The organism is Pseudoalteromonas sp. MMG013 (genome assembly GCF_018100885.1).
GTDB lineage: Bacteria > Pseudomonadota > Gammaproteobacteria > Enterobacterales > Alteromonadaceae > Pseudoalteromonas > Pseudoalteromonas aurantia.
Genome location: NZ_JAGJEE010000007.1, coordinates 1 through 25,581, shown reverse-complemented (window position 1 = coordinate 25,581; position 25,581 = coordinate 1). Strand labels below are relative to the sequence as shown.

The window sequence follows — 25,581 nt, the reverse complement described above, 5'->3', positions numbered from 1 at the left end:
CACTCTTTCAAAACTAATACGTTAAAGTCGCTCTATCAGTTTATTTGCTTTTGCAACCACAGGTCTCGCAGATGCTTGATAATTTCCCAATACAACCAAAATATACCCCTTGTCTTGGTATATATTGAGCTGGGCTGTCATACCCAGATGTGCACCGTTATGACCGACAATGGTGTTACCTTCGTTATTACTTATTGAAAACCCATAGCCCCAGTTAGGTGCATTTAGAGCTGGCTTTGCGGTTACTGCAGCGAGAGTAAGATCTTTACTTAATAGCTTATTTTGTTGTAATGCCAATGCGAATTTATGCAAATCTCTCACAGTCGAATACCCCCCACCTGCAGGATCACCCTTAACAGATTGGAACATCAAGTTTTCAGTAATTGCGCCGGTCTCAACAGAGAACCAGTAATTGCGTGCCGTGTTTTTAATGGGGACGTCTAGATCAAAACTACCGCTGTTCAGCATATTGGCTTTGTGATAAATATTGTCGTTGATGTAGTCGAAGTAGCGTTGGCCTGAAACCGCTTCGATGACATAACCCAGCAGTACCATACCAGTACTACTATATTGCCACTGGCTAGCAGGCTCGAAAGTCGTATCTATAGATTTTAATAAAGGCTGAATATGTTGGAGAGTACGTACTTTTGTTTGTATTTCTTCAAAACCAGTCATACCTGAAATGCCTGATGTATGTGTGAGTAAGTGACGAATTTTTATTTTTTCAAAGTCACCTTTTCCCAGCAGGTCTTTGTTTACAAATTTTGTGAGTGGGTCATCAAGAGATAAACGGTTTTGCTCTACTAATTGTAAAATAGCAACGCTGGTGAACATTTTGTTCATTGAGCCAATTTGAAACTTGGTATCTAGGTGGTTTTTCACATCATAGCGATGAGAAGCAAGACCATGTGCGGCGGTAAATAGCACATGCTCACCTTTTGCAAGTAGTATGGTACCGGAGAAAATCCCATTGTTTGCTAATTTTTTACTATATGTTGTTAATTTCGAGACGACTTGAGCTTCATTTAAAGGCGTTGCATTTGGCGCTGTTTGTGGGTTTTCTCGGATGTACCATCCAGTGATTGTACGAGCTTGAGCACGGTTAAAATTGATAACCATTTCATATTGCATATCGGTATTCATGGAGTATAACTGTCCAACATAACGAATTTGGTTGTCGCTGTTGTTAAGTTTGGATGAAATGACGTCCAAATGGCCATGAAACATCGCTTGGTTTATCGAATACCCTGTGAATCGGTCTTTGCCAGCTCCGTCCCAGCGTGATAATGCATCGAGCGAAAAGTTGTTAACCACAAATGCGTCGAGTTGCTTCATATCTTGACTATTTAAAATAGTTAAAAATTTGCTGGCAAGTTTCATGTGGTCTAATTTTTCCTGCGCTGTCACAGAGAAGTGAAAACATGTGGTAAAAAATAACCATGGTAAAAAATATCGCATTACTTTGTATTCCTTTTCATATTTGTTGATTTAATATGGCTAATTAGCCTGTTAGGTATTTGTTACCTCAAATCAAAATACAAAGGCGATGAATGAGTTAATAAGTTTGTATTAAGAAAGCGTTAAGAGATAAATAACTATAAATAACAAAGAGATGGTGATGGGCTTACAAGCAATAAAACCGTGTGAACGTTTGTATATCAATGAGTGTTTGATAGATCCAAACACAGGCGAAGTGATGGTTAACGGGCATTCATATATATTAGAGCCAAAAGTCATGGCATTGCTACTGATATTGGCTGAAAGGCCACACTATGTCTTTTCGGCTGAATACCTGTTTGAACGAGTTTGGCCTCGTTCGGTTTATAGCCCTAATTCAGTGAGACGCAACATAGCCTTATTAAGGCAAGCGCTGTCTGATAATGATAAAAGTGTAATTAAAACACATCCTAAGCGCGGTTATAGCCTAGCGGCTGATGTTAAGAAAGAACAACCAGTACAAAAACAGGTAAAGAATAAACAAGCAGGTGCCAACGTGGCAATTTTAACTGCTGCTGGGCTTTGTTGTGTGTGTTTATGTGTGTGGTTGTATGACAGTGTAATGTCAAAACCAACAATTCAGTTGTCAAATTTGTCCCCAGTTACAGCAAGCGACGAAAGTGAACGTTACATGCAGGTAGGCGCTGAAGGTCGATTTATGGCTTATATCCAAAATGGCCAAAGCAGCGCACAGCGGCGATTGTTAATGAAAGACCTGATTACGAAGCAAAGCTGGCAATTGAGTGAAGAAATGCACGAGTATACTTACCTTGCTTGGGATACTAACAACCACGCCGTGGTTTATTCTTATAATTCACCACAAGGGGTTACATTTGGCCGCGTGTTACTTAATAGTCAGACGAAGCCAGTCAGTAATGAAGTTTTGTTTGCTCGCAGAGATATTCGTTGGAATAGCTTGTTTCATATTGATAATAAGCAAAACTTATATTATTTAGCCAATTTTAATGCTTCTGAACATAGCCGTAATGTAAGTTTATATCAGCACAATTTGATATCAGGAAAGATTATTGAATTATTAGCACCGCGTGACGACTTTAAGCCTTACAAACTGGCACTATCTCCTGATCACCAGCGGCTAGCACTGATTGGTTTTGACGAACAATCTATATCAGAAGTACAGTTATACAAGATAAAAACGCATCAGATATCAGAGCTTACTAAAATTGACCACAATTGGCATTTTATGACTTGGTTGGCTGATCAAGACGTGTTGCTGCTGAGTAACGGGAGCCAGGTAAAATTATTGACTCTCACGGGTAAGGTCAGTGATCTTAATTTTAAAAGCTATAATTTTTTGATTTATCCTCAGGGGGTTAGAAATAAACTGTATTTTATTGAAGGCCAGTCAGATCAAGATATTTTAACAAGTCAACTCGACGTATTAGTGACACCAAAAAAAATAATTGATTCGAATACTGTCGATAAAGGGGCAGCTTTTTCACCGAGTGAACAATATATGGCGTATGTTTCAATGAAAAGTGGTGTTCCCCAATTATTCGTCCAAGATATTGCGAGCAGCAGAGAACGGTTAGTATTTGAAAATAGTGACAAGGCATTGTCGTTAGCTTCACCGGTATGGGACCATGACAGCAAGCGCTTCGCAAGTGCCGTAAACAACATGCCATTTATTGTGCATTTACAAGAAAGCACATTCACAATTGAATTTATTCCAGATGTGATAGGCTTACCTAAAGCATGGGTGAGACTGTCAAATGCTTTATTATTTATAGATAAGAAAACCCACTCCGATAGAATCGTCAAAGTAGATTTAGACACACAGCAAAATACGGTGGTGACCGGGTCGGTGTTACCAAGTAACGTATTTTTAGATAATCAAGATCGCATCTTGAGTGCAGCGGGAGGTCGCATCACTGTACTCGGGTCTGATCATACCTTGTTGACTGCACCGAGTGCGATTACACAAATATATCCAACACCAGCGGGTTTTTATTATCGCTACGACTACAACATGAAACCTGAAATTGGCTTTTATTCATTTGAGCGCGGAGAAATAGAGCTCAGCGACAAATTTCGGGCTTTCTGTCATGATTATTGTGAGCAAATCACAAGCTTTAGTAACAACTATATATTGCTGAGCAAAAATGCGTGGGTATCAGATATTTTGTCGCTTGATATTACGACGAACATATAGAAAATCCATATATTGAGTGGGTAAATCGAAGCTACTTCGATATAAACTCAATAATACTGAGATCCTCTAAAGGGCTGCTAATGCTTTTTTAAGGTAGCGATGACTTGCTACCTTAATTAGCCGATTTGGTATTACTGGGCGCCACTTTCCATGATCGACGTACTACCCGTCTTGGCGAGTTCAGCAAGATCTTTGTCGATCCAGAATAACGATTTTCCATCCTCACCAACCAACTCAAGTTTGTCTAAAATGCCTTTAAACAGTTTCTCTTCTTCATGCTGCTCTGCAACATACCACTGCAAAAAGTTAAATGTTGAATAATCATGAGTTGTAAAAGCGACGTGTGTTAACGCATTGATACGTTTTGTGATCAAACATTCATGTTCATAGGTGTTACGGAAAATGTCCCCTAGAGATTCGAAATGGTGAGGAGGGGCTTCAATGGCACCTAAAATAGGCAATGCACCCGTTTCACTTACATAGGTGAAAAGGCGATTCATGTGCTCCATTTCTTCAACCGCATGTTTTCTTAAAAACTCAGCCGCACCTTCAAAACCACGATCTTCACACCATGCACTCATTTGTAAATAAAGGTTTGAAGAATAAAATTCTAGGTTAATCTGTTCGTTTAACTTTTCTACCATTTCTGGGGCTAGCATATGGGAAACTCCTCAAAAAAATTATGCATGCATTGTTCTTTAATACGTATTCAAATACAAGCAGAACAGCGTGAAATTCGAAGAAAAATAACAATTTAAGTTACGAGAAGGGGGATTTATGCATTAAGCAAAAAACGTAATCACTCTCATTAAAACTCCTTTGCCATATTACGGCTTTAATTGATGGTAGAGGTACAATTTGAAGTGAAAATGCGAATGATTATTTCAGTTTAATGCCTTTGCAAAGGTATTTTTTGTCATTTGCGGTACGAGCACATTTTTTACACAAATAATGACTAGGCGAAACAATATCGGTTAATTGAGTGAGCTTGCTTTCGATTTCTTTTCTTTTCCATTCACATAGCGTTTTACTCATACAGCCTACCAAAAACCATTAAATACAAATTAGCATTATTATCATCTCGTTATTAATGGGGTTTTTACCTTAAATATATAAAGAATACTAGTTATTTCTATGCTGGCTAATAGACATTTATGGTAAAGAAAGTCGCGTAAATAGCTGTTCGTTATAGGCGTGTTGAATGCTGAATTTATATTGGGACCTATGATCTGCTTTTTGAAGCTTAGCGGTGTTCAATAATACCTTGCAGCAGTGCAATAAAAGTTGTAAAGCCATCGATTTGATATTTTATCAGTCATAAAAATGACTTGTTTGTAACTTACACTGGTGGCGTTTTTGAGATACTTCAGTGGAGATGTGACAGATATGCCAAAAACGGGGGGCCGCTCATTTAATAAGTTAATGACGAATGTTGTTTATGCTTGGATAATGTGTAGTTGTGTTTTTGGGGTTATTGCATCGTTGCTTTATATTCAAAAACAGCACTCTTCGAAACAACATCTTCAGGATATCGTGCATAAAGTACAGTTTGAGCTGAACTCACAGATTCAAGCGGTAGACGAATTTTTACTTGAAGCAGAAAAAATTGATACGACTTGCACACCTGACACGCTAAAAATACTACGACAACACGTATTTAAAAACCCAGCTGTCAGTGAAATTGGTATTGTAAATTCAGCAGGCCTATTAGCATGCAACTCATTTGGCGTTGTCGCACCAGCGATTCAAACGACTGAGCCTGTTAAAGCGCTAGGCCTGAGGTATCATGGCCCCATAATTAGTGATTACTTAGAAATGTCAGCGTTTGTGTTGGCAAGAACACGAAAAGATGGATACGAAGTCAATGTACTGATGCCCTCAACCTGGCTGAGAGGATCGCTCAATTTAGCACAGTATTCACAGTTTGATTTTGTCGCTTTAGTTGATGCTAAAACCGGTGTACCCATTATTTTACATGGGTTGTATAGCCTACCTTTAAATAAAAAACTATTTCCGCTAAATCATATGTATACGGGGTCAGAAAAGTTTGATGATGGTGCAGAAAAGTATTTCATGACAACGCCATTGTCTGCACTACCTGAGTTAGCACTCATTGTGAGTAGTAATACCGTGCAGTTTGACGATTTAAATCCACAGTTATTGAGCATGTTTATTTTACTCTATGTGGCAATGTGGTTGTGTGTCTGCGTTTTGCTGAATTACTATGATAAACGACAACTGGGATTAAAGCAGCAGCTTAAGCGAGCTTTGCTAAAAAAGGAGTTGTTTAATGTTTACCAGCCTTTAATTGACGCTATGAGCGACCGAATTATTGGTGTTGAAGTATTGATCCGCTGGCAACATCCCGTTGAAGGAGAGCTAAGTCCTGCGTTATTTATTCCTGAAGCAGAGCGAAGTGGTGCGATTGTAGACATTTCCATCGCGCAAATTAAGCAGGCTATCATTGAGTTAAGGCCTATTTTAGCCGCGCAACCTGAGTTTAAAGTATCTTTTAATGTAAATGGACGTTTACTGACGGACTCGAGGTATTTAGAGGTGCTGCGACAAGCCTGTCGCGATATTAGTACTTTAACCATAGAGCTGACTGAAAGAGACGTTCTTTCACAGGAACGAGTAAAGAAAATACTTGAGATGATAAAAGGGTGGGGCGTTGAAATTGCGATTGACGACTTTGGCACCGGCTACAGTGGTTTACACTATCTACAGAGCTTTTCAATTGATTTACTTAAAATAGATCAGAGCTTTGTGGCTTCAATAGGGCTAGATAACTTGCAGTCACCAGTACTAAACGCCATGATTGACATGGCTGGTAATCTAAACAAAAAATTGATTGCCGAAGGGGTGGAAACCAATACACAAGCCCAATATCTCCTTGCTCATGGCGTTACGATTCATCAGGGGTGGCTTTATGCTAAGGCACAGAACATAGCGCGCCTTAGAGAGATAATGTTAAAGCAAACATTAGCATGGCAAACGCAGAGTAAAGCGGGCTAATTATGGGCTCTATTCATTCTTAACGCGAAGATGAAAAGAATAGACTGCTATTTTCATATCAAATTGGTTTTAAATTGATCATCGTCGCTCATGTAATACAACCAGTACTTAACAACTGTTTATCTATACAGTTTCATTGTGTATCCTACTTATTGAAAATAAGAGGGTTTATATAATGGCAATAATATTTGAAGAAAAAGTACCAGAGCCTGAAGAGTTCTGCGCTTTACGTGTGACAGCCGGGTTGTCAGCAAAATCATTAGAGGCTGCGACAATAGGATTACCTAACTCCTTATATGGCATATCAATTAGAGAAGATTCAGTCCTGATAGGGATGGGCCGAGTGGTAGGTGATGGTGCTTGTAACTTTGAGGTGGTGGATATCGCCGTCGACCCGAGATATCAAGGGCAAGGGTTAGGTCGAAAAGTCATGAGTTATATCGACGCATATTTATCATCGGTTGTATTGACTGGCTCTTATGTATCCATGATAGCAGATGAACCCACTTTTTATGAAAAATTAGGATATAGGTTGGTCTCTCCTGCAAGTCAGGGGATGACCAAGAAGTTTAGTTTGAAAGGTGTAGAAGTAGATTAAAGGCTTTATGCTGTAGTGTGATATAAATACAAGGTGCGGTAAGGCACCTTGTATTTAAATATGGTAGGAAAGTTGATTAAATATTTGCGAAAAAGCAGCCAAAACGAGGCAGTAAGAGTTCACCATTTCCATATTGACCTGTATTGTGAGGCAGTTCATCATGGATGTAAGGCGTGTTGAGCGTTAACTTAAGTGAATGGGTCGCATCACTTAAGTTAAATACACACAATGTGCTTTCCTCTTGATTGTGGCGATAAAATGCTAATATCGGCTCAGGGGTGTGTATAAACTCAATACTACCAAGCAATAGCGTCGGCATTGTTTTTCGCCATGCCATAAAATGACTAAACATGTGTAATGTTGAATTGGGCTGCACTAATTGTTGCTCAACTGAGAATTTGCGATGTTCTGCTGCGATAGGCAACCAAGGTGCTTGTGTACTAAATCCGGCAAACTCAGTTGTATCTTGCCAGGGCATCGGTGTGCGACATCCGTCACGGCCTTTGAAGTTAGGCCAAAAGGTAATGCCATAGGGGTCCTGTAAGTCGGAAAAAGCCACATTAGCTTCGCCAAGTCCTAACTCCTCTCCTTGATAAACACAGACACTGCCTCGCAGAGATGCCAGCAGCGCTGACAGCATAGCTGCTTGTTGAGGGTCTGTGTTATCACTGTGATGCCAGCGACTAGCAACACGTTCTACATCATGATTGCTAAATGCCCAACAGGGCCAACCTTGGGTCATTTCTTGTTCAAGCTTAGACACCGTCTCACGAATATATGCGGCACTATAATCATTTGTAAGCAGCTCAAAGCTATAGCCCATATGCAATTTATTACCATCTGAGGTGTACTCAGCCATGGTTTTGAGTGAATCTTCAGAGGAGATCTCTCCTAAACTAACAGCACCGGGGTAGCGGTCAAGTAGTTGACGGATCTCTTGCATGAATGCCAAATTTTCAGGTTGTGTATTGTTGAAGTGATGATATTGAAATGCATAAGGGTTGTCTTCACTAAAGCCCCGACCTTGACGCAATTCTTTTGGTTTGGCAGGATTATCTCTGAGCTGGGCATCATGATAACAAAAGTTAATGGCATCAAGTCGAAACCCATCAACCCCTTTTTTTAGCCAAAACTCAACATTGTCTAACACCGCTTGTCTAACGTCTGGGTTATGGAAATTTAAGTCGGGTTGTTCGGTTAAAAAGTTGTGCAAGTAATACTGACAACGTCTTGGTTCCCATTGCCATGCCGAACCGCCAAAAATAGATAACCAATTATTAGGGGCACTGCCATCTGCTTTTGCATCGGCCCATACGTACCAATCTGCTTTGGTGTTGAGATTATTTTCACGACTTTGTATAAACCACTCATGTTCATTTGAGGTATGGCTGAGTACTTGGTCAATAATAATTTTGATGTCGCGTTGATGTGCCTGAGCGATTAAAGTATCAAAATCATCTAGGCTACCGAACATCGGATCAATATCGCGATAGTCGCTAATGTCGTATCCAAAGTCTTTCATAGGAGACTTAAAAAAAGGGGATATCCAGATGGCATCAACGCCTAAGGATTTGACATAATCGAGTTTATTAATGATCCCTTGTAAATCACCAATGCCATCATTATTTGTATCTTGGAAACTACGAGGGTAAATCTGATAAATAACCGCGCCTTTCCACCATTCATTTTGAGCCATGCACTTTCTCCAAATTTGTGCTCGATACGACTTACTCAGGTTTTACTCATTAAAAGCAATGTGAGTGTTGTGCAATATTGGCTCAAAGCATACGTGATGCGCGAAAAGCTGTAAAAAGGTTGCATACGTATGCAGCAAAAATAACGAATTCTCTCAGGACGAAAAAGGCGCATACTGTGACGAGTGCTAATTTGTTAGGGAAGTTTACCAATTAGTTGCCTAGATTATCGCCTTGTTTTATAAGTATTGATATAGCAGCGAAATAGAATGATATTTTGGTAATACCAATTAACAAAATCAATTAATATCAGTTGTTCGTGTTTGATTTTAGGTGAAAAGTATGACGTTTTGTGTGGTTTAACGTTAAGTTTTTTGTAAAAATGAGGAAAATAGCTGTGATAATATAGTAAGGCGTGCAATATGTATTATACCTATATAATACATTGGTTTAGCTGTGTTTTATGTGATGGAAATGTAAACATGTTACGGGGGCACTCCCTTTGAATACGTATGCATAAAGTTGTTTATGAAATTAAGAGAGCGCTACTATTCATCCTGACAACAAAAGAAGTTAGAGATAAGTCTGTTTGACAATAACCAAACATCTATCACGGCATATACTCTGGCAATAAAAATTGGGTAATTGGGATAAAACACTATGTCTATGTTCAAACCAAGTATGTTAACGCTGGCTCTTATTGGAGCGGGGGTTGTTTCTCATACTGCTTATGCAGCGCAAGAAAAGAAAATCGATTCAGATAAAAAAGTCGAAGTTATCGAAGTTAAAGGCTTTAGAGCAAGTGTAATTGAATCTATCAATACCAAACGCTTCTCTTCAGAAGTTGTTGAATCCATTTCAGCTGAAGACATAGGGAAATTACCAGATTCTTCTATTGCAGAGTCAATAGCACGATTACCAGGGTTAACAGCACAGCGTCTTGATGGCCGTGCGAGTAAAGTAAGCATTCGCGGTTTTGGTGAGAATGAAAGTGCGACCACGTTTAATGGCCGTGAGCAAGTGTCAATTTCAGATAACCGTGGTGTTGAATTTGATTTGTATCCATCAGAGATCATGAGTGGCGTAACCGTATACAAAACGCCCAGTGCACGCTTAGAGGCTGAAGGAATAGCAGGCGTTATAGATATGCAAACGGTTAAGCCGTTAAGCGTTGATGAACGAGTTATACAGGTTAATGGTCAGTATGAGCAAACCAGTTTTGAAAAGCTAAACCCAGACGGTAACGATGATGGATTTAGAGGGACGGTATCCTACATAGACAAATTTGCAGACGATACGATTGGGGTGGCCGTTGCATTATCTACGATGACTTCGCCAAATCAGGAAAAACGTTGGAATGCATGGGGTTACCCTGAGTTTGAAGGTACGGACGGTAAAAATTATTCTATTTTAGGCGGAGCAAAGCCTTTTGTACGTTCATCGACCCTTGAACGTGATTCTGCCATGTTTGTACTTGAAGCGGCACCGAGCGATAAATTGTCGATGGTATTTGATGCGCTTTATGTTGACTACAAAGATGAAAAAATTCTCAGAGGTATTGAGATCCCATTTGCATGGGGACAAGGCTCAATTCCTGCGTCAAGTGCTACTATTGATACCAATTCAGGCTTTGTTAATAGTGCCGTGACACAAGGTCAGCGAGTGGTTGTTCGTAACGATTATGAAGATCGAGACGCGGAACTGACTTCATTTGGCTTTAATGCAAAATACGACGTTAGTGAAACACTGTCATTTGAGTTTGATGCAAGCCACTCGAGTGTTGAACGTAAAGTTTGGAGCTTAGAAAGCTATTCAGGTACTGGACGAGGAGATGATAGAGGCGTTGCAGACAACCTAGGTTATACATTTTCAGGCAGCAATACTGGGGCGCAATTTTCACACCAGTTAGATTATGGTGATTATAACTTAATTCAAATAGGTGGCCCATTGTCATGGGGTTGGAGTTCAGCTCTGAACGAAAAATATGGTGTTGTAGGCACTGAATACGAAAATCAACTGCAAGATGGTTTTATTAATGCGCCAACGGTTGATGATGAATTGAATGCGTTGAAATTTGCCGCTAAGCAAGCGCTGGAAAATGATTATATCAATAGTGTAGAGTTTGGTATCTCACGTCGAGAGCGAGAGAAAACAAAAGTATCTGAAGGCTATTTTATGACTTCAGGAGAATTTTCTTACCCCAATAACCCTGGCATGATGTCTGTACCAGAGGGGTATCGATTAGGTACTGCCAATTTAGACTTTATTGGTATGGGTAATATGATTGCGTATGACTCACGTCGTATGGTTGCTGATGGCAAATTTGATTTACTCGCAGAAAGCTTAACCAATCCGAGCCATGCAACGAAGTCTTGGTCTGTGGAGGAAGAAGTAACTGCCGCTTATATTCAAGCAAATATAGATGCCGAAGTTGCAGGGTTGCCTCTAACAGGAAACGCTGGCTTGCGCTATGTCAAGACAAAACAAACGGGTAAAGGTAATGCCTTTAACAGTGTCGATGGCAAGGTAGTGACGTCACCAACCATGGTTGAGCATGATTATTCTCATTTATTACCAAGCTTGAATTTGTCATTGGCACTTGATGAAACTCAAACGATTCGCTTTGGTGTGGCAAAAACGATTTCTCGACCGCGTTTGGATGAAATGAACGCGTCGGTCAATGCCAAATATAACCAAAGACCCGATGAAAATGGAAACTATTGGGAAGTCAGTGGTGGTAATCCCACACTTGAGCCGAAAGAATCGGTGGGTTTGGATTTAACTTATGAGAACTACTTTAGTGCTGAAGGTTATTTCTCTGTTGCCGTATTCCAAAAAGATTTAAAGCAGTGGATATTTGACGGAACATACGAAATAGACATGACAGGGGTAGTAGATCCTATCTCAGGAGAGTTACCGCCAAACTCAACGGGTAGTGGTTCAGGTAAGGTCAATGGTGGTGGCGGAGATTTATGGGGTTATGAACTGGCCTTAACGTTACCATTTAACCTTTTCCATGACAGCCTTGAGGGTTTTGGTTTGATGGCAAGTCATACGAGTGTTAAGTCTGATATTGATGACCAAAATGGGAATGAATATGATCTGCCGGGTCTATCGGACCGCATACAAAGCTTCACACTTTACTATGAAAACCACGGTTTCCAAGCAAGAACAAGTATGCGTAAACGCAGTGATTTTAAAGGCGACGTATATGGACTAGGCTTTGATACTGTTCAAGTTGATATTTTAGGTGAAACGATTTGGGATGCGCAGTTAGGCTACGATTTTGCTGAAGGCGGATTCGACGAGTTGGCTGGGTTGTCGGTTAGTATACAAGTACAGAATATTACTGAAGAACCATTTACAGCGCTCTCTGGTGACAATGCATTACAAGTACGTGACTACCAAGACTATGGCCGTACTTATTTAGTGGGCTTTAGCTACAAATTTTAATCAAGCATTAAATTGCAAATAGAGTGAAAGCCCTTGTTGTGTATGCAGCAAGGGCTTTTTAGTAAGCGTTTAGTTGGGCTGAGCATAAGGTATGGTAGACAAATCGTTTTGGAGTATAAGTTAATGGAGAGTCAAACACGACAAACACTGACGATTGTGGGCGGTGGTACAGCAGGTTGGCTTACAGCGAGCTTATTTGCAAAAGTGATGGGTAAGCAACTTAATATTATCTTGATAGAGTCTGACAATATTGCATCCGTCGGCGTAGGCGAAGCAACCATCCCGCCTATTTTGCCATTTAATGGGGCGCTGGGTATTGATGAAAATACATTTATACAAGCCACGAAAGCGACCATTAAATTAGGGATCCAGTTTGAAGGCTGGAGCAAAACTAAACCCAGTTATATGCATGCGTTTGGCAATATCGGCAAGGATTTTCCATTTTGCGATTTCTATCATCATTGGTTAGCCGCTAAAGCGCTGGGAAATAAACATGATTTTTGGGATTTCTCCCTGAATTACCAAGCAGCGAAACAGCATAAATTTGCCAAATTACAAAACATACCGAATACACGACTAAAGGGCTTGTCGTATGCCTATCATTTCGATGCGCATTTATATGCACAGTTTTTAAGCCAGCATGCGCAAAGTATGGGGGTGACTCGAATTGAAGGTACGGTGGATTCAGTGGGTATCGCTACAGAAACTGGGTTTGTAGAGCAGTTAACATTAACTGATGGTCAGCAAGTGTCAGGAGACGTATTTGTTGATTGTACCGGCATGCAGGCTTTGCTGATTGAGAAAACACTCAACTGTGGATTTGAAGATTGGTCTCACTGGTTGCCATGCGATAGAGCGATGGCGGTACAAAGTACGCATGATAGTGAAAAAATTGAACCCTTTACGCGTTCTACTGTGCACCGTGCTGGTTGGCAGTGGCGAATACCGTTACAGCACCGAGTGGGTAATGGCATTGTTTATTCAAGTAAACATATGAGTGATGAAAGCGCAAAAGCAACGTTGTTAGAAAACGTATCAGGAGAGGTATTAGGGAGCCCTAAAGTGATCCGTTTTCGGACAGGTAAGCGATTGACACCGTGGCATAAAAATGTGGTTGCCATAGGCCTTTCAAGTGGCTTTTTAGAGCCACTTGAATCGACCAGCATTCATTTAATTCAAACCGCAGCCGTGCGTTTATTGAAGCTTTTCCCCCAAGGCAACATAAATCAAAGCAGCGTTGAGCAGTTTAATCGTGAAACAGGACAAGAGCTTGAGCAAATTCGAGATTTTATTATCTTGCATTACAAGCTTAACGACCGAGCCGATAGTGACTTTTGGCGTTTGTGTTCAGGAATGGCGATTCCTGAGCGCTTAAAACACAGAATTGCGCTATTTAAAGAGTCGGGCGTATTACCTCACCAAGCTGATGCGCTATTTGCAGAAATGGCTTGGCAACAAGTGATGATAGGGCAAGGTCTGATACCCGAGCAACAACACCCACTGATAGATAGCTTGAGTGCTCAGCAACGAAATGAGTTGCTTGTTAATTTAAAAACGTTAATTGATGCAACGGTTGCATCACTGCCAACACATGATGCGTTTTTAGCATCATTACAAAAAGAATAAATTGAGGATCTCATGAAGCAACATTTGTTAGTTATCGCCAGTGTTTTGTTGGCATTGAGTTTTACAAGCCGTAATGTCCAGGCTTTGGTATTTGAGCCACAAAATTGGTGGACAGGGATGGCACATCAATCGTTACAGATATTAGTACGTGAACCTAATATCAAGCAGGCCAACTGGCAACTGATTCCATATCAAGGTGTGTCGCTGGTAGGGGTTAGTCGTGGGGACAGTAACAACTATGCATTTTTAAATGTTGAAGTCAGTCCGCAAGCACGTTCTGGTGAGCTGCACTTTACGTACCAATTAAAGGGTAAGTCGTATGAAGTTACGTATCCTTTATACCCGCGAGCTGACAACAGTGCACAGCGTAAAGGGTTTAGCAGTAAAGATGTTATTTACTTAATTAACCCAGATCGTTTTGCAAATGGCGACATAAAAAATGACACACTACTGGGAATGCGAGAGGCCGCTGATCCTCAAAGCCGTGGTGGTCGCCATGGCGGAGATTTACAGGGCATTATCGGCCATTTAGATTATTTACAGACGATGGGGTTTAGCCAGTTGTGGTTAACACCGGTACGTGAAAATGACATGCCAAGCTACTCTTACCATGGTTATGCAATCACGGATTTTTATCGTATTGATGAACGAATGGGCAGTACCGACGATTATATTGAGCTGAGTGTTCAAGCTCGAGAAAAAGGCCTAGGGTTGATCATGGACATGGTATTAAATCACTCCGGTTCAGAGCATTGGTGGGTGGGTGACCCTCCGACCAACGATTGGTTGAACTTTGGCGGAAAATTTAGCTCAACAAGTCACGCAAGGCAGACGATTCAAGACCCAAATGCCAGTGAGTATGATAAAAAGCAATTTACGGATGGCTGGTTTGTTCCAACCATGCCGGATTTAAATCAGCGCCAACCACTCTTAGCGAATTACTTGATCCAACATGCAATCTGGTGGATTGAAACAGCTAACTTAAGTGGTATTCGGGTCGATACTTACTCTTATTCAGATAAAGCGTTTTTAGCACAATGGACACGCAGAATAATGAATGAGTATCCTGAGTTTAACATTGTCGGTGAAGAGTGGTCAGCGGACCCAGCCATTGCATCTTATTGGCAAGCGGGCAAAGTAAATAGAGATGGTTATCGTTCGGCGTTACCAAGCGTGATGGATTTTTCATTACAAGAGGCATTGATAAAAGCACTGAATGAACCGGAATCTTGGAATACGGGGTGGGTGAGAGTGTATCAATCACTCGCGAATGATTTTTTATATGCAAATCCGAATAATTTACTAATTTTTGCCGACAACCACGATATGAGCCGTGTTTATACTGAACTTGGGCAAGATTTAGCGAAAACTAAGCTGGCAATAACCTTGTTACTCACAACGCGTGGCATCCCACAAATCTATTATGGTACTGAGGTGTTGTTAGATAACACAGGCTCAAATGATCACGGGGATATTCGTATTGATTTTCCAGGCGGATTTGCTGGGCAAACTCAAGATGCGAAAACACAGATAGGGCTTACTGAACGTCAAAAATCGATGCAAAACTATGTTCGTCAGTTACTTCAAATACGTAACAGTAATACGGTATTAGCCGAGGGGAAATTAATTCACTTTAGTCCATTTGACGGTATTTATAGCTATGCACGAAGCAACGCGACAGACACAATTTTGGTGTTGTTAAACAAACAAGGTCGTGCTGTCACGGTTGACCCTGTGCGTTTTCAAGAAGTGACAAAAGGCAGTCACACTGGGCACGAGTTATTAACACAAAAGCCAATCAGGTTGAATGAAATGAGGAGCATACCGGCGCATTCAGCACAGTTAATACACATTAAGCATACTGATAGATGAATAGATGTGCTGAATACGTATGCAAGTGGTTCAATCTAGCGTACATGGCAATGTAGACTGCAATAGATGCTTAATAATAATGAAATAATTATGATAAGAAATAAATTTTTAAGTTTGCCGACACATTTAACCGTGGTATTCAGCTCGATGTTGGGCTGTTTAACATTGGCTGCTTGCTCGCAGCAACAGGCGCACGTTAAGCCAACACTGTTGCCTCAGCAAGCTATACCCGTTGATTCACATATGCCAGAGAAACCTGTTGTCTATCAGGTATTCACACGCTTATTTGGCAATACCAATACTGCAAACATTCCTTGGGGCTCGGCCGCTGAGAATGGCGTAGGTAAATTCAATGACTTTACCCCAAAAGCGTTACAAGCAATTAAAACGCTGGGCGTCACGCATATGTGGTATACCGGAGTATTGCATCACGCAGTTGTATTACCAGAAAGTGTAAATGGCATAACAAGTGACGACCCAGATGTGGTTAAAGGGCGTGCCGGTTCACCTTATGCCATTAAAGATTATTACAATGTGAACCCTGACTTAGCACAAGATCCGCAGCATCGACTACAGGAGTTCTCACAGTTAATTACGCGTACACATCAGGCGGGGATGAAAGTGGTTATCGATATTGTGCCAAACCATGTGGCACGTAATTACCATTCAATCTCTATGCCAGAAGGCGTGACTAACTTTGGCGAAAATGACGATACCAGTGTGGCATATGCGCGGGATAATAATTTTTATTACGTCACAAATGAGGCATTCTCAGTGCCTCTCAGTTCAGAGTATCAGCCTCTTGGGGGACAAGCGCATGCATTAGCTGATGGTCAGTTTAATGAGTACCCTGCGAAGTGGACAGGTAACGGCGCACGCGCTGCACAACCAGATATCAATGATTGGTATGAAACCGTTAAAGTTAATTATGGCGTAAAACCTGATGGTAGCTATGATTTTCCGACCCTACCAGATGACTTTGCGCACAAAAGTACTGCTGAGCACTATGCGTTTTGGCAGCAACATCGCTTACCGAGTAGTTGGTATAAGTTTAGGGAGATCGTGTACTTTTGGTTAGAGCAAGGTGTTGATGGTTTCCGTTATGATATGGCTGAAATGGTGCCAGTTGAATTTTGGAGCTTTTTAAACTCCTCCATTAAAATCAAAAATCCGAATGCCTTTTTGTTAGCGGAGGTGTATAACCCAACTTTATACCGACCTTATATTCAACAAGGTAAAATGGATTACCTGTATGACAAAGTGGGTTTTTACGACAGCTTAAAGGCGCTGATGCAACAAACAGGCAGTGCGAAACAAGTGATATCAGCACATCGCAGTGTGCAAGATATAGCGCCCCATATGCTGCATTTTTTAGAAAACCATGATGAGCAACGTATAGCAAGTCCTGAATTTGTGGGCGATGCGCACATGGGAAAACCCGCTATGGTGGTATCGCATTTAATAAGCCAGTCGCCCAGTATGCTGTATTTTGGTCAAACTGTTGGTGAAGATGGCTCAGAAAATGCGGGCTTTGGTCAGCCAAGTAGAACCAGTATTTTTGATTATGTTGGCGTACCAGCACATCAAGCTTGGATGAACAATGGTGCGTTTGATGGGGAGATGTTGTCTGATGAGCAACGCGCGTTACGTCAATTCTATGAGATCTTGATGTCGTTAAATAAAGCACCTGCGGTTGCTCACGGACAGCTTGGGCAAGTGTCATTACAAACAGCTAGTGATACAGCGCGTCAACGTGTTATGGCGTTTACCCGAGAGCACGCACAACAGCAATTGCTGGTGGTCAGTAATTTTGATGCCAAGCAAAATCATACGGTGACAGTTAAGCTGCCAGTAAGTTGGCAAAGCCGAGAAGGTTTACCGGTGACAGATTTATTAAAAGCACATGCAAATAGTCAAGTTGATGCGACAGGGCATATTACAGTGACGTTAGCACCGCGTGAAAGCGTGGTTTACCAAAAAGAGGATTAGCCATGCAACAACAAAAACCCGATTTAAGTTTTTGGCAGATATGGAATATGTGTTTTGGATTTTTAGGGATCCAATTTGGTTTCGCACTGCAAAACGGCAATGTGAGTCGTATTTTTCAAACATTGGGCGCATCGGTTGATGAAATCCCTATTTTATGGGTTGCAGCGCCACTCACAGGATTGATCGTACAACCCATAATAGGTTATTGGAGTGATAAAACGTGGGGCAAACTGGGTCGGCGTAGACCTTTCTTTTTATATGGGGCAATACTTACTACCTTGTCGTTATTGGTAATGCCCAACTCGCCAACACTGTGGATTGCAGCTGGCGTGCTTTGGATCATGGATGCATCAATTAATGTCACTATGGAACCCTTTCGTGCTCTGGTAGGTGATAACTTAAATGAGAAGCAGCGTGCTTCGGGTTATTCGATGCAAAGCTTTTTCATTGGTGTGGGCGCGGTGGTAGCTTCTGCGCTGCCGTGGATGATGACGAATTGGTTTGGTGTAAGCAATACGGCACCAGCAGGACAAATACCAGAGTCAGTTAAATACGCATTTTATTTTGGTGGCGCCATTTTATTTATTGCCGTTATGTGGACCATCCTGAAAACCAGAGAATATAGCCCTACTGAGTTAGCAAGGTTTGATACACCAGCCAAACAGCAATCAACTCAGAATTCGTCGCTAAAAGTCATTAACTTTGCTAAAGGTGCTTTAATTTTTGGGGTTATGGGTGGTGTTTTACTGTCATCGGTGGCGACGTTTGAATTAGAGAAAGAGCTGTACTTATTAGCTGGGCTATTACTGAGTTTTGCATTAGTGCAACTGATTGCGGGTGTATTACAAAACAAAAATCGGATCGCAGGTGGGTTTTATCAGGTTATTTATGATGTGTTTACAATGCCAAACACCATGCGTCAACTGGCAGTAGTGCAGTTTTTTAGTTGGTTTTCATTATTTGCAATGTGGATTTACACCACGTCTGCGGTAACCAGTTTTCATTACGGCACAACAGATACCACCAGCCAAGCATACAATAATGGCGCTGATTGGGTCGGGGTGTTATTTGCTGCCTACAATGGTTTTGCGGCATTGGCGGCGATATGTATTCCGATGATGGTTAAACGCATTGGCTTAAAAGGCGCGCATGCACTGAACTTGGTGTTGGGGGCGATTGCCTTAATCAGTTTTTTATTCATTACGGACCCGACCTTATTGTGGTTGCCTATGGTTGGGATTGGTTTTGCATGGGCCTCTATTTTGTCATTGCCTTATGCCATGTTAAGTAATTCGCTGCCGAGCCATAAAATGGGCGTATTTATGGGGATATTTAACTTTTTTATTGTCATTCCCCAATTACTTGCGGCCAGTATTTTAGGGCTTATCCTTCGACAACTTTTTGAAAATCAGCCTATTTATGCCTTGCTCATTGGCGGTGTGTCATTCTTACTGGCTGCCGTATCAGTACTGCGTATAAAAACAACAATAGCTTAGAGGAATATCATGAAACAATTTAGCAAGCGTGCGATTGCCATCGTTACCAGTGCCATGCTGGCCGGTGGATTAGTGGGTTGCCAACATGCAGACAACCAACTGACGACGCAAAATGTAGCCCCAGGTGCGCCAGGTGATACCCCTTATTGGGCATACGCAGGCAAAACCGGCATTGGTACATCCTACGAAACGTATTTAGACGGCCAATATAGTGATAGTGCGGCGACCACAGAGGTATCAAAAGTGTGGTTTTCTATTGCACAGGGGATGATCACTGAAACCATGTTTGGGTTAATTCATCAAGCGCAGCTTAAAGATATGCAGTTTATTGTCACCGGAATTGACAGCTCGGGTACGGCGTTTACGGTGCAAGAAAGTCATGTTGATGCACTGGATGTGTCGGTAGATTATTTATATAAAGATGCACAAGGGCGGCCGTTGTCATTGGCCTACAAAATTACCAGTGCCGATAAGCAAGGCCGCTTTACATTGGAAAAGCATGTATTTACAGACTCTGAAGGACAAAGCTTATTTGTTAGAGGCATTGTAAAAACGCATTTATCTAAGTTACATGCCTATGTGTCAGCCAACCCATACATCAATAATAATGGCGTGGGAGACAGCGCAAAAGTCACTGAGCACGGGCTGGTGGCGTTTGAAGGCGAACACTATCTAACACTGCAAGCTAAAAATGGGTTTCGTGCAGCATCAGTGGGCTTTACTGGGCAAAGTGATAATTTAAGTGCACTGCAACAGCAGCAAAAAATGGCACAAACGTACACATCGACAGGCGCTCTCAGTGGCAATGTCAGTATGCTGGCAGATTTAGGAGCGGTAAAAAACACAGCGACCTTTGATTTGGTACTGAGCTTTGCTGATTCACAAACGGCCAGTGCAATACAGGCTAAGCAGACGTTATCCAAAGGCTATCAAGCGGTATTAGATACATACAATGGTAAGGGTAACGCTATTGGCTGGGAAGATTATATCGCCTCACTGTCACCCATAACGCGTTTGTCGAATTATAGCGCAGATAAAGGCAAGCTCTTGTATACCAGTGCTTTGGTGTTAAAAGCACAAGAAGATAAAACCCATGCAGGGGCACTGATTGCATCCCTCTCGAACCCTTGGGGCGACACCGTGCCAGCCATTAAAGGCCACACTGGTTACAAAGCTGTATGGGTAAGAGACTTTTACCAAGTGGCCATGGCATTTATGGCTATGGGCGATGCAGATACGGCTAAAACGGCATTTGAATACTTAGAGAAAGTGCAAGTGAGTGCCCAAACACCGGGCAATCAAGGCGACATCGGGTGGTTTTTACAAAAAACCCATGTGGATGGCGTGCTAGAGTGGGTAGGGGTACAGTTAGATCAAACAGCAATGCCGATTATGCTGGCGTGGAAACTGCATCAAGCGAATGTACTCAGTGATGAAGAGTTACAATATTGGTATAAGAAAATGCTGAAACCGGCAGCCGAGTTTTTGGTGGAAGGAGGTAAGGCTAAAATCTTATGGAATGATACGCAAATTACGCCGCCTGCAACACAGCAAGAACGTTGGGAAGAGCAAAGTGGCTATTCACCTTCTACCACAGCAGCGATTATATCAGGCTTAGTCACTGCCTCTGATATCGCAAAACGCAGTGGTGATATGGCGGCTGCCCAGCGATATTTAGAGACGGCACGTAAGTACGATATGCAAGTTGAGTCTTTAATGTTTACCCATGAAGGTGTGCTTGCGGAACAGGGCAATAGCCAAGCTTCGGATGGACAGTACTTCTTCCGCATTGGGCAAGATTCAAACCCAAGCAGCAACAGCAAGATAAACAGTAATAATGGCCGAGCTGGCATGAATAAAAAAGCCATTATTGATGGCGGATTTTTAGAATTAGTACGCTATGGTGTACGCTCAGCTGATGCCCCCAGTATTGTAGCGACATTGCCAGAATATGATGACGAAACCATGATTGATGCGCTGAGAGTAAAATACAGTTTTACCTTTGAAGGCGAGTCAGGCACGTATCCAGGTTATCGTCGCTATGGCAATGATGGTTACGGCGAAGACAAAATTAGCGGTACAAATTACGCAGAAGCTGGCAATAATACCGCTGGTCAACGTGGTCGAGTTTGGCCATTTTTTACCGGTGAACGCGGTCATTATGATATTGCACTTGCGGTTCAAAACAACACATTGAACGCTAAAACAGTCGACAACATCAAGCACACTTATGTTAAAGGCATGGAGCTATTTGCGAATGAAGGCATGATGCTGCCAGAACAAGTTTGGGATAATGTGGGGGTTAACCCGCACGGTTACAAATTTGGTGAAGGCACTAACTCTGCTACGCCATTAGCTTGGACACATGCTGAATACATCAAACTGGTGCGCTCGTTAGCAGATAAACAAGTGTGGGATCACTATCCGTTGGTCAGTGAGCAGCTAAAGTAGAGATTGTGATGGCGGTATGTGTTTATACCGCCATACATTATTTTTAATCGTTTACGGTATTAAACAATACTCACCTACTATGGTGGCATTTTGGTTTGCACACGCTTTGGTAAATCTAGGTGTATATGTTTTACCACATTGATGATAGTTTACGATTGAAAATCCATCGCCACAGTAGTACTTTTCTGAGTACTCTAGTCCTCGCTGACAATGTACTTTACCATCACTGTTCGTATTACAAGTATATGCATATTCTTTCAAATTACGTTCAGTAATTGAATCTTTCGGTAAGTCAACGTCACAACGCCATTGACCATTTGTATTGCTCATAACTGCAGGTTTGCGGCAATAATATAGGCCATTATGGGCACTGTATGTATTACTGGTGCTAGCTTGCGGACAGGCTAGGCCGTAAGTTTGATTCGAACCATCGGCACACTTAAAATAAGCACGTTGTGTTTTGACGCACTTGTTGCCAACCTGTTCTGTGCCAGATTGTGAATGGCATCCTTGATCATTGTTAAGGTTCATGTCTTGTGTTGCTAATATAAGCTGTTGCCCACTAAGTGCAATATCTGTTTGTGGTAACATCGCTTTGTTAGCCGACCAGTCACCAATATATATTTGCGACGCGCTGCCATCTGGGTTCGGCCCCGTAGCTAAACCTCGGCTCCATAGTAAGTCGACACCGCTTGTTCCGTCAGCGTGATGAACTGCTCTGACATTGTTGTCACTGTAACCTGGATCTTTATAGTTATCGGTATAAATAGGTGATTGCCAGTTACCTAATTCACCATTAGGATTATTCAATAAAGCAATACGTTCTCCGCCGGCAAAGCCATCCTTGTGTGAGGCAATTGGCACTGCAATTTTAACACTGTTACCAGCTATTTTAATGGCGCCAGACGAATAGTTATGATCTATCTTGGGCCAACCAGATAACATTGCGCCATTACTCTCGTTAGCAAATCGGTTTGTTACTCTTTCTTCAAGCCATTGTGAGTCAGATAAAGAAAAGCGACTGGTGTACACGTATTGATCAGCAATGAATTTACTCGGGTGAGGGCCATATGTAGTACTGCTATTACCTGCAACAAGTAGCTCTGCGCGATCCAGCTTCCCTTGATTATCGACTCTGAAATCAAGATCTTTCAGGTAAACTCGGCGGCATACCGTGGAGTAACTATTCGTTTGTTCACTACACCATGACTCGGTTGAATGGTTGTTTTCTATGCTTTGATACTCTTTCACTTCAAAGCGCTTAAGTTCAGCTGTTTCATTAATTGAGTCGTTTTCGGAGAGTATCAGCTCGTTATTATGGTTGTACCACGTGTCACCATCGTTGGTGTACATAAAATATAAATTTGTTCTGTTATCTGAAGGGGAGTATTGCTTTGGATTACTGTCTCGTAGATGCACATTAAATGCTATTGCGACAGAACCATTGTTTTCTTTACTGACATTGTAGTGGCCTTTAGCAAAGTAATGGCTTTGTGGCGTAGAATTCGGGTAGCTTTTTTTTGTTAAAGCAATTAACTCTCTGGGAGTCGTAAACTTGACGGTATCACTGCCTTGCGGTGTGATCCAAGACGTGTATGTAGCACGGATATAGTTAGGGTCGCCCGCTATCCAATTGTTATTGTTTTGCGAATTATGTACACCAACATAACGAGTATGAACCATTAAAAACTTTTTCTTTGATTCAATCCACCATACTTGAGGGTAGGTGAATCCTAGGTAGTTATTTTCACGATGTTGACAAGTTTTTGTAAGGCCTGTTTCGCAAAAGTCTTTTTGTTGAAACTTATCGGAATAAACGATTTTAAAGCCACCTTCTAATGGTAGACCAGAAGGGTCGTTAATTGCACGGTTACTTCTATATATTAAGCCACCTCGCACGCGGCCTCGCCCTGAAACAAATACATATAAGTGACCTTGGTCATCTATATTAATCACGGCATTATCATGCCCGTCCCCTGTGCCTTTAACATGAACAGTCACCGGGGCTGAGACTTTACCTGTGTTGTTATCGTATGATGCAACCATGACTGCTAGGCTAGAATAAGCGACCATGCGGCTATGTGGTTGCTGATGTTCTGGATACAGTTCAGAAGAACCATTAATGACAAAGTAAGTTTTACTTCCTTTTTTTACCGCCATAGGGGCTGACTTGACGCCTCCTGTGGTTGAAGGGCCTGCATATTTTAAATTAGCGAAGTTAGCGTCATCCCAAGCTATCCCATACCATGACCCTGTGAATTTTCTGGTGCTTTGCCAAGCGATACTTTTGTCAAAAGGATCGATTTTTCGTCCATCAGGGTGTGTGCCTTGGTAATAATTGTATCGATCAAAGCGACCATCGATAATATTGATATTGCTATTTACGAAGTCGCGAATTGATTCATTTGCATGAACAAAAGAGTGCGAACAAAGAAATATTAAGGTGGTAAAACTCAGCTTGAAAAAATAAAGCATGGTGTTTTTCATTCAAATATCCTGTTTTCATTGTTATTTTTCAATTAATGGTACGGCTTAGTTGCATTAAAGGCAATTTACTGTTTTGTAAGCAAGTATTTTAAAAACAGGTTGAAATAAGCGCGCTCACTTTAATTAATATGTTGTAAATCTTAAAGGTGGATACACCTACGCATTTGTGCTCACAATAAATGTACTAGGGGCATTATCGCTAGGTGTGCTCATTGCTTTAGTTATGAAAAAATGCGCATTAGGAGAAAACATGAGCCGTAGCGTGATGTGCATCAATTTATGGGAATATTTCCACGTAACATTTAATAATGGTAAGAATAATAGGGTTATAAAGCTGTGGCAGTTATGTAATGTGAGAGCTTGATAGAACAATGCGAAAACGAAAGTCATATTAAAGAATAAGGCGGTATACTTTCATACCACCACATATTTTTTGTTGTTCGGAAATTTTTATTAATGAGATTGTTTATTGTAAATATCAAGCAAAATAGAGTTGTTCGATGAATTGAGTGCATCATCAGGCTCTACATTTTCCATGATGTTATTTGCTAGTGGTGTTTCTTCACCTTTAGCCAATTCAATGAGCTGTTTAATATTTTCATGCAAAGATGCATTTGTACTATTTAAACTTAAGCCATGCTCAAAGTGAGTAATAGCGTCTTTGAAATTTCCAGCAGCAAACTCACGTAGCCCAATAGTAAAGTGATAGAAATGCGATGTTTTCTCTATCGTTAAAAGTATGTCGGAGTGGGTTAAGAAGAGTGCTTCATGATTTAACATGAGTGCTAGAAATGTAACTTGATATCGTGCAATTAAATTATTTGGGTCGAGTTCTAGGCTACGTTCAAATGCGCTGATTGCTTGATCATTCTCCTGAGTTTCCACATAGTGCGATGCCAGTAAAAAATAAAGTTCAGTACTTTTCGGGTGAGATGCGATCGCTTGGTTTAGTTTAGTGAAACGCTCGTCAATATGCATATGATTAAATGTAGGGAGTAAGTCATTTAATATTGCTTCGATAGAATTGCCATTTTGCAGTGAGGTAGTCATAAAAGTCAAATTTGTTCTGTTAATGCCCATATGCTAATTCCCTTACTCTGAAGCTTCAAGATAATTATGTTTATTCATAGGTAAAAAACGTAAATAAAAAAATATTTAAATTTTTTCTAAACTTTTTCAGAAAATACTGGATAAGGTCTTTATATAAAAATAAACGTCAGTGTTTTTTTA

General features: G+C 41.2%; 14 protein-coding genes. 9 read left to right on the top strand and 5 right to left on the bottom strand.

Annotated elements, in window-relative coordinates; translation table 11 throughout:
* Positions 1–21: 21 nt before the first annotated feature.
* Entirely contained in the window at positions 22–1,458 is a 1,437-nt protein-coding gene (locus tag J8L98_RS09090) for a serine hydrolase domain-containing protein (protein WP_210996164.1), read from the bottom strand.
* A gap of 160 nt (positions 1,459–1,618) precedes the next feature.
* Here J8L98_RS09090 and J8L98_RS09085 point away from each other — a divergent pair, with 160 nt between their 5' ends.
* On the top strand, positions 1,619–3,670 hold the full coding sequence (locus J8L98_RS09085; protein ID WP_210996163.1) for a winged helix-turn-helix domain-containing protein: 2,052 nt from the start codon (positions 1,619–1,621) through the stop codon (positions 3,668–3,670).
* Positions 3,671–3,801: 131 nt separating this feature from the next.
* Here J8L98_RS09085 and ftnA read toward each other — a convergent pair whose 3' ends face one another.
* Positions 3,802–4,329 (bottom strand): non-heme ferritin, encoded by a 528-nt coding sequence (ftnA, locus tag J8L98_RS09080; protein ID WP_192506953.1) that lies wholly within the window; start codon positions 4,327–4,329, stop codon positions 3,802–3,804.
* Between the two features lie 697 nt (positions 4,330–5,026).
* On the opposite strand from ftnA, the gene J8L98_RS09075 reads away from it, so the two are divergent.
* Positions 5,027–6,685 (top strand): EAL domain-containing protein, encoded by a 1,659-nt coding sequence (locus J8L98_RS09075; RefSeq protein WP_247671087.1) that lies wholly within the window; start codon positions 5,027–5,029, stop codon positions 6,683–6,685.
* 175 nt (positions 6,686–6,860) lie between these two features.
* Positions 6,861–7,283: a GNAT family N-acetyltransferase gene (locus tag J8L98_RS09070; RefSeq protein ID WP_210996162.1), complete on the top strand. Its 423-nt coding sequence runs from the start codon at positions 6,861–6,863 to the stop codon at positions 7,281–7,283.
* Positions 7,284–7,359: 76 nt separating this feature from the next.
* On the opposite strand, the gene J8L98_RS09065 is transcribed toward J8L98_RS09070, so the two are convergent.
* Positions 7,360–8,979 (bottom strand): alpha-glucosidase, encoded by a 1,620-nt coding sequence (locus tag J8L98_RS09065; protein WP_210996161.1) that lies wholly within the window; start codon positions 8,977–8,979, stop codon positions 7,360–7,362.
* 658 nt (positions 8,980–9,637) lie between these two features.
* On the opposite strand from J8L98_RS09065, the gene J8L98_RS09060 reads away from it, so the two are divergent.
* The 6 genes from J8L98_RS09060 to J8L98_RS09035 all read left to right on the top strand — a co-directional run bounded on the left by J8L98_RS09060 (position 9,638) and on the right by J8L98_RS09035 (position 21,864).
* Positions 9,638–12,430, top strand: coding sequence for a TonB-dependent receptor (locus J8L98_RS09060; RefSeq protein WP_210996160.1), 2,793 nt, complete (start codon positions 9,638–9,640; stop codon positions 12,428–12,430).
* A 123-nt stretch (positions 12,431–12,553) separates the two neighbouring features.
* The gene (locus J8L98_RS09055) at positions 12,554–14,056 is read left to right on the top strand and encodes a tryptophan halogenase family protein (RefSeq protein ID WP_210996159.1); all 1,503 of its coding nucleotides are present in this window, start codon (positions 12,554–12,556) and stop codon (positions 14,054–14,056) included.
* A gap of 12 nt (positions 14,057–14,068) precedes the next feature.
* The gene (locus J8L98_RS09050) at positions 14,069–15,928 is read left to right on the top strand and encodes a glycoside hydrolase family 13 protein (RefSeq protein WP_210996158.1); all 1,860 of its coding nucleotides are present in this window, start codon (positions 14,069–14,071) and stop codon (positions 15,926–15,928) included.
* A gap of 90 nt (positions 15,929–16,018) precedes the next feature.
* On the top strand, positions 16,019–17,917 hold the full coding sequence (locus tag J8L98_RS09045) for an alpha-amylase family glycosyl hydrolase (protein WP_210996157.1): 1,899 nt from the start codon (positions 16,019–16,021) through the stop codon (positions 17,915–17,917).
* A gap of 2 nt (positions 17,918–17,919) precedes the next feature.
* Complete coding sequence (locus tag J8L98_RS09040; protein WP_210996156.1) at positions 17,920–19,413, top strand: MFS transporter; 1,494 nt, start codon at positions 17,920–17,922, stop codon at positions 19,411–19,413.
* Between the two features lie 9 nt (positions 19,414–19,422).
* Positions 19,423–21,864, top strand: coding sequence for a glycoside hydrolase family 15 protein (locus J8L98_RS09035; RefSeq protein ID WP_210996155.1), 2,442 nt, complete (start codon positions 19,423–19,425; stop codon positions 21,862–21,864).
* Between the two features lie 51 nt (positions 21,865–21,915).
* Here J8L98_RS09035 and J8L98_RS09030 read toward each other — a convergent pair whose 3' ends face one another.
* Both J8L98_RS09030 and J8L98_RS09025 read right to left on the bottom strand, forming a co-directional pair.
* Complete coding sequence (locus J8L98_RS09030) at positions 21,916–24,351, bottom strand: hypothetical protein (protein ID WP_210996154.1); 2,436 nt, start codon at positions 24,349–24,351, stop codon at positions 21,916–21,918.
* 453 nt (positions 24,352–24,804) lie between these two features.
* A complete protein-coding gene (locus tag J8L98_RS09025) occupies positions 24,805–25,431 on the bottom strand; it encodes a tetratricopeptide repeat protein (protein WP_210996153.1) in 627 nt (208 codons plus the stop codon).
* Positions 25,432–25,581 lie beyond the last annotated feature (150 nt).

Coding starts and splice junctions, on each gene's coding strand:
- J8L98_RS09090 (WP_210996164.1), bottom strand. CDS start 1,458: ATGCGATATTTTTTACCATGGTTATTTTTTACCACATGTTTTCACTTC.
- J8L98_RS09085 (WP_210996163.1), top strand. CDS start 1,619: ATGGGCTTACAAGCAATAAAACCGTGTGAACGTTTGTATATCAATGAG.
- ftnA (WP_192506953.1), bottom strand. CDS start 4,329: ATGCTAGCCCCAGAAATGGTAGAAAAGTTAAACGAACAGATTAACCTA.
- J8L98_RS09070 (WP_210996162.1), top strand. CDS start 6,861: ATGGCAATAATATTTGAAGAAAAAGTACCAGAGCCTGAAGAGTTCTGC.
- J8L98_RS09065 (WP_210996161.1), bottom strand. CDS start 8,979: ATGGCTCAAAATGAATGGTGGAAAGGCGCGGTTATTTATCAGATTTAC.
- J8L98_RS09060 (WP_210996160.1), top strand. CDS start 9,638: ATGTCTATGTTCAAACCAAGTATGTTAACGCTGGCTCTTATTGGAGCG.
- J8L98_RS09055 (WP_210996159.1), top strand. CDS start 12,554: ATGGAGAGTCAAACACGACAAACACTGACGATTGTGGGCGGTGGTACA.
- J8L98_RS09050 (WP_210996158.1), top strand. CDS start 14,069: ATGAAGCAACATTTGTTAGTTATCGCCAGTGTTTTGTTGGCATTGAGT.
- J8L98_RS09045 (WP_210996157.1), top strand. CDS start 16,019: ATGATAAGAAATAAATTTTTAAGTTTGCCGACACATTTAACCGTGGTA.
- J8L98_RS09040 (WP_210996156.1), top strand. CDS start 17,920: ATGCAACAACAAAAACCCGATTTAAGTTTTTGGCAGATATGGAATATG.
- J8L98_RS09035 (WP_210996155.1), top strand. CDS start 19,423: ATGAAACAATTTAGCAAGCGTGCGATTGCCATCGTTACCAGTGCCATG.
- J8L98_RS09030 (WP_210996154.1), bottom strand. CDS start 24,351: ATGAAAAACACCATGCTTTATTTTTTCAAGCTGAGTTTTACCACCTTA.
- J8L98_RS09025 (WP_210996153.1), bottom strand. CDS start 25,431: ATGGGCATTAACAGAACAAATTTGACTTTTATGACTACCTCACTGCAA.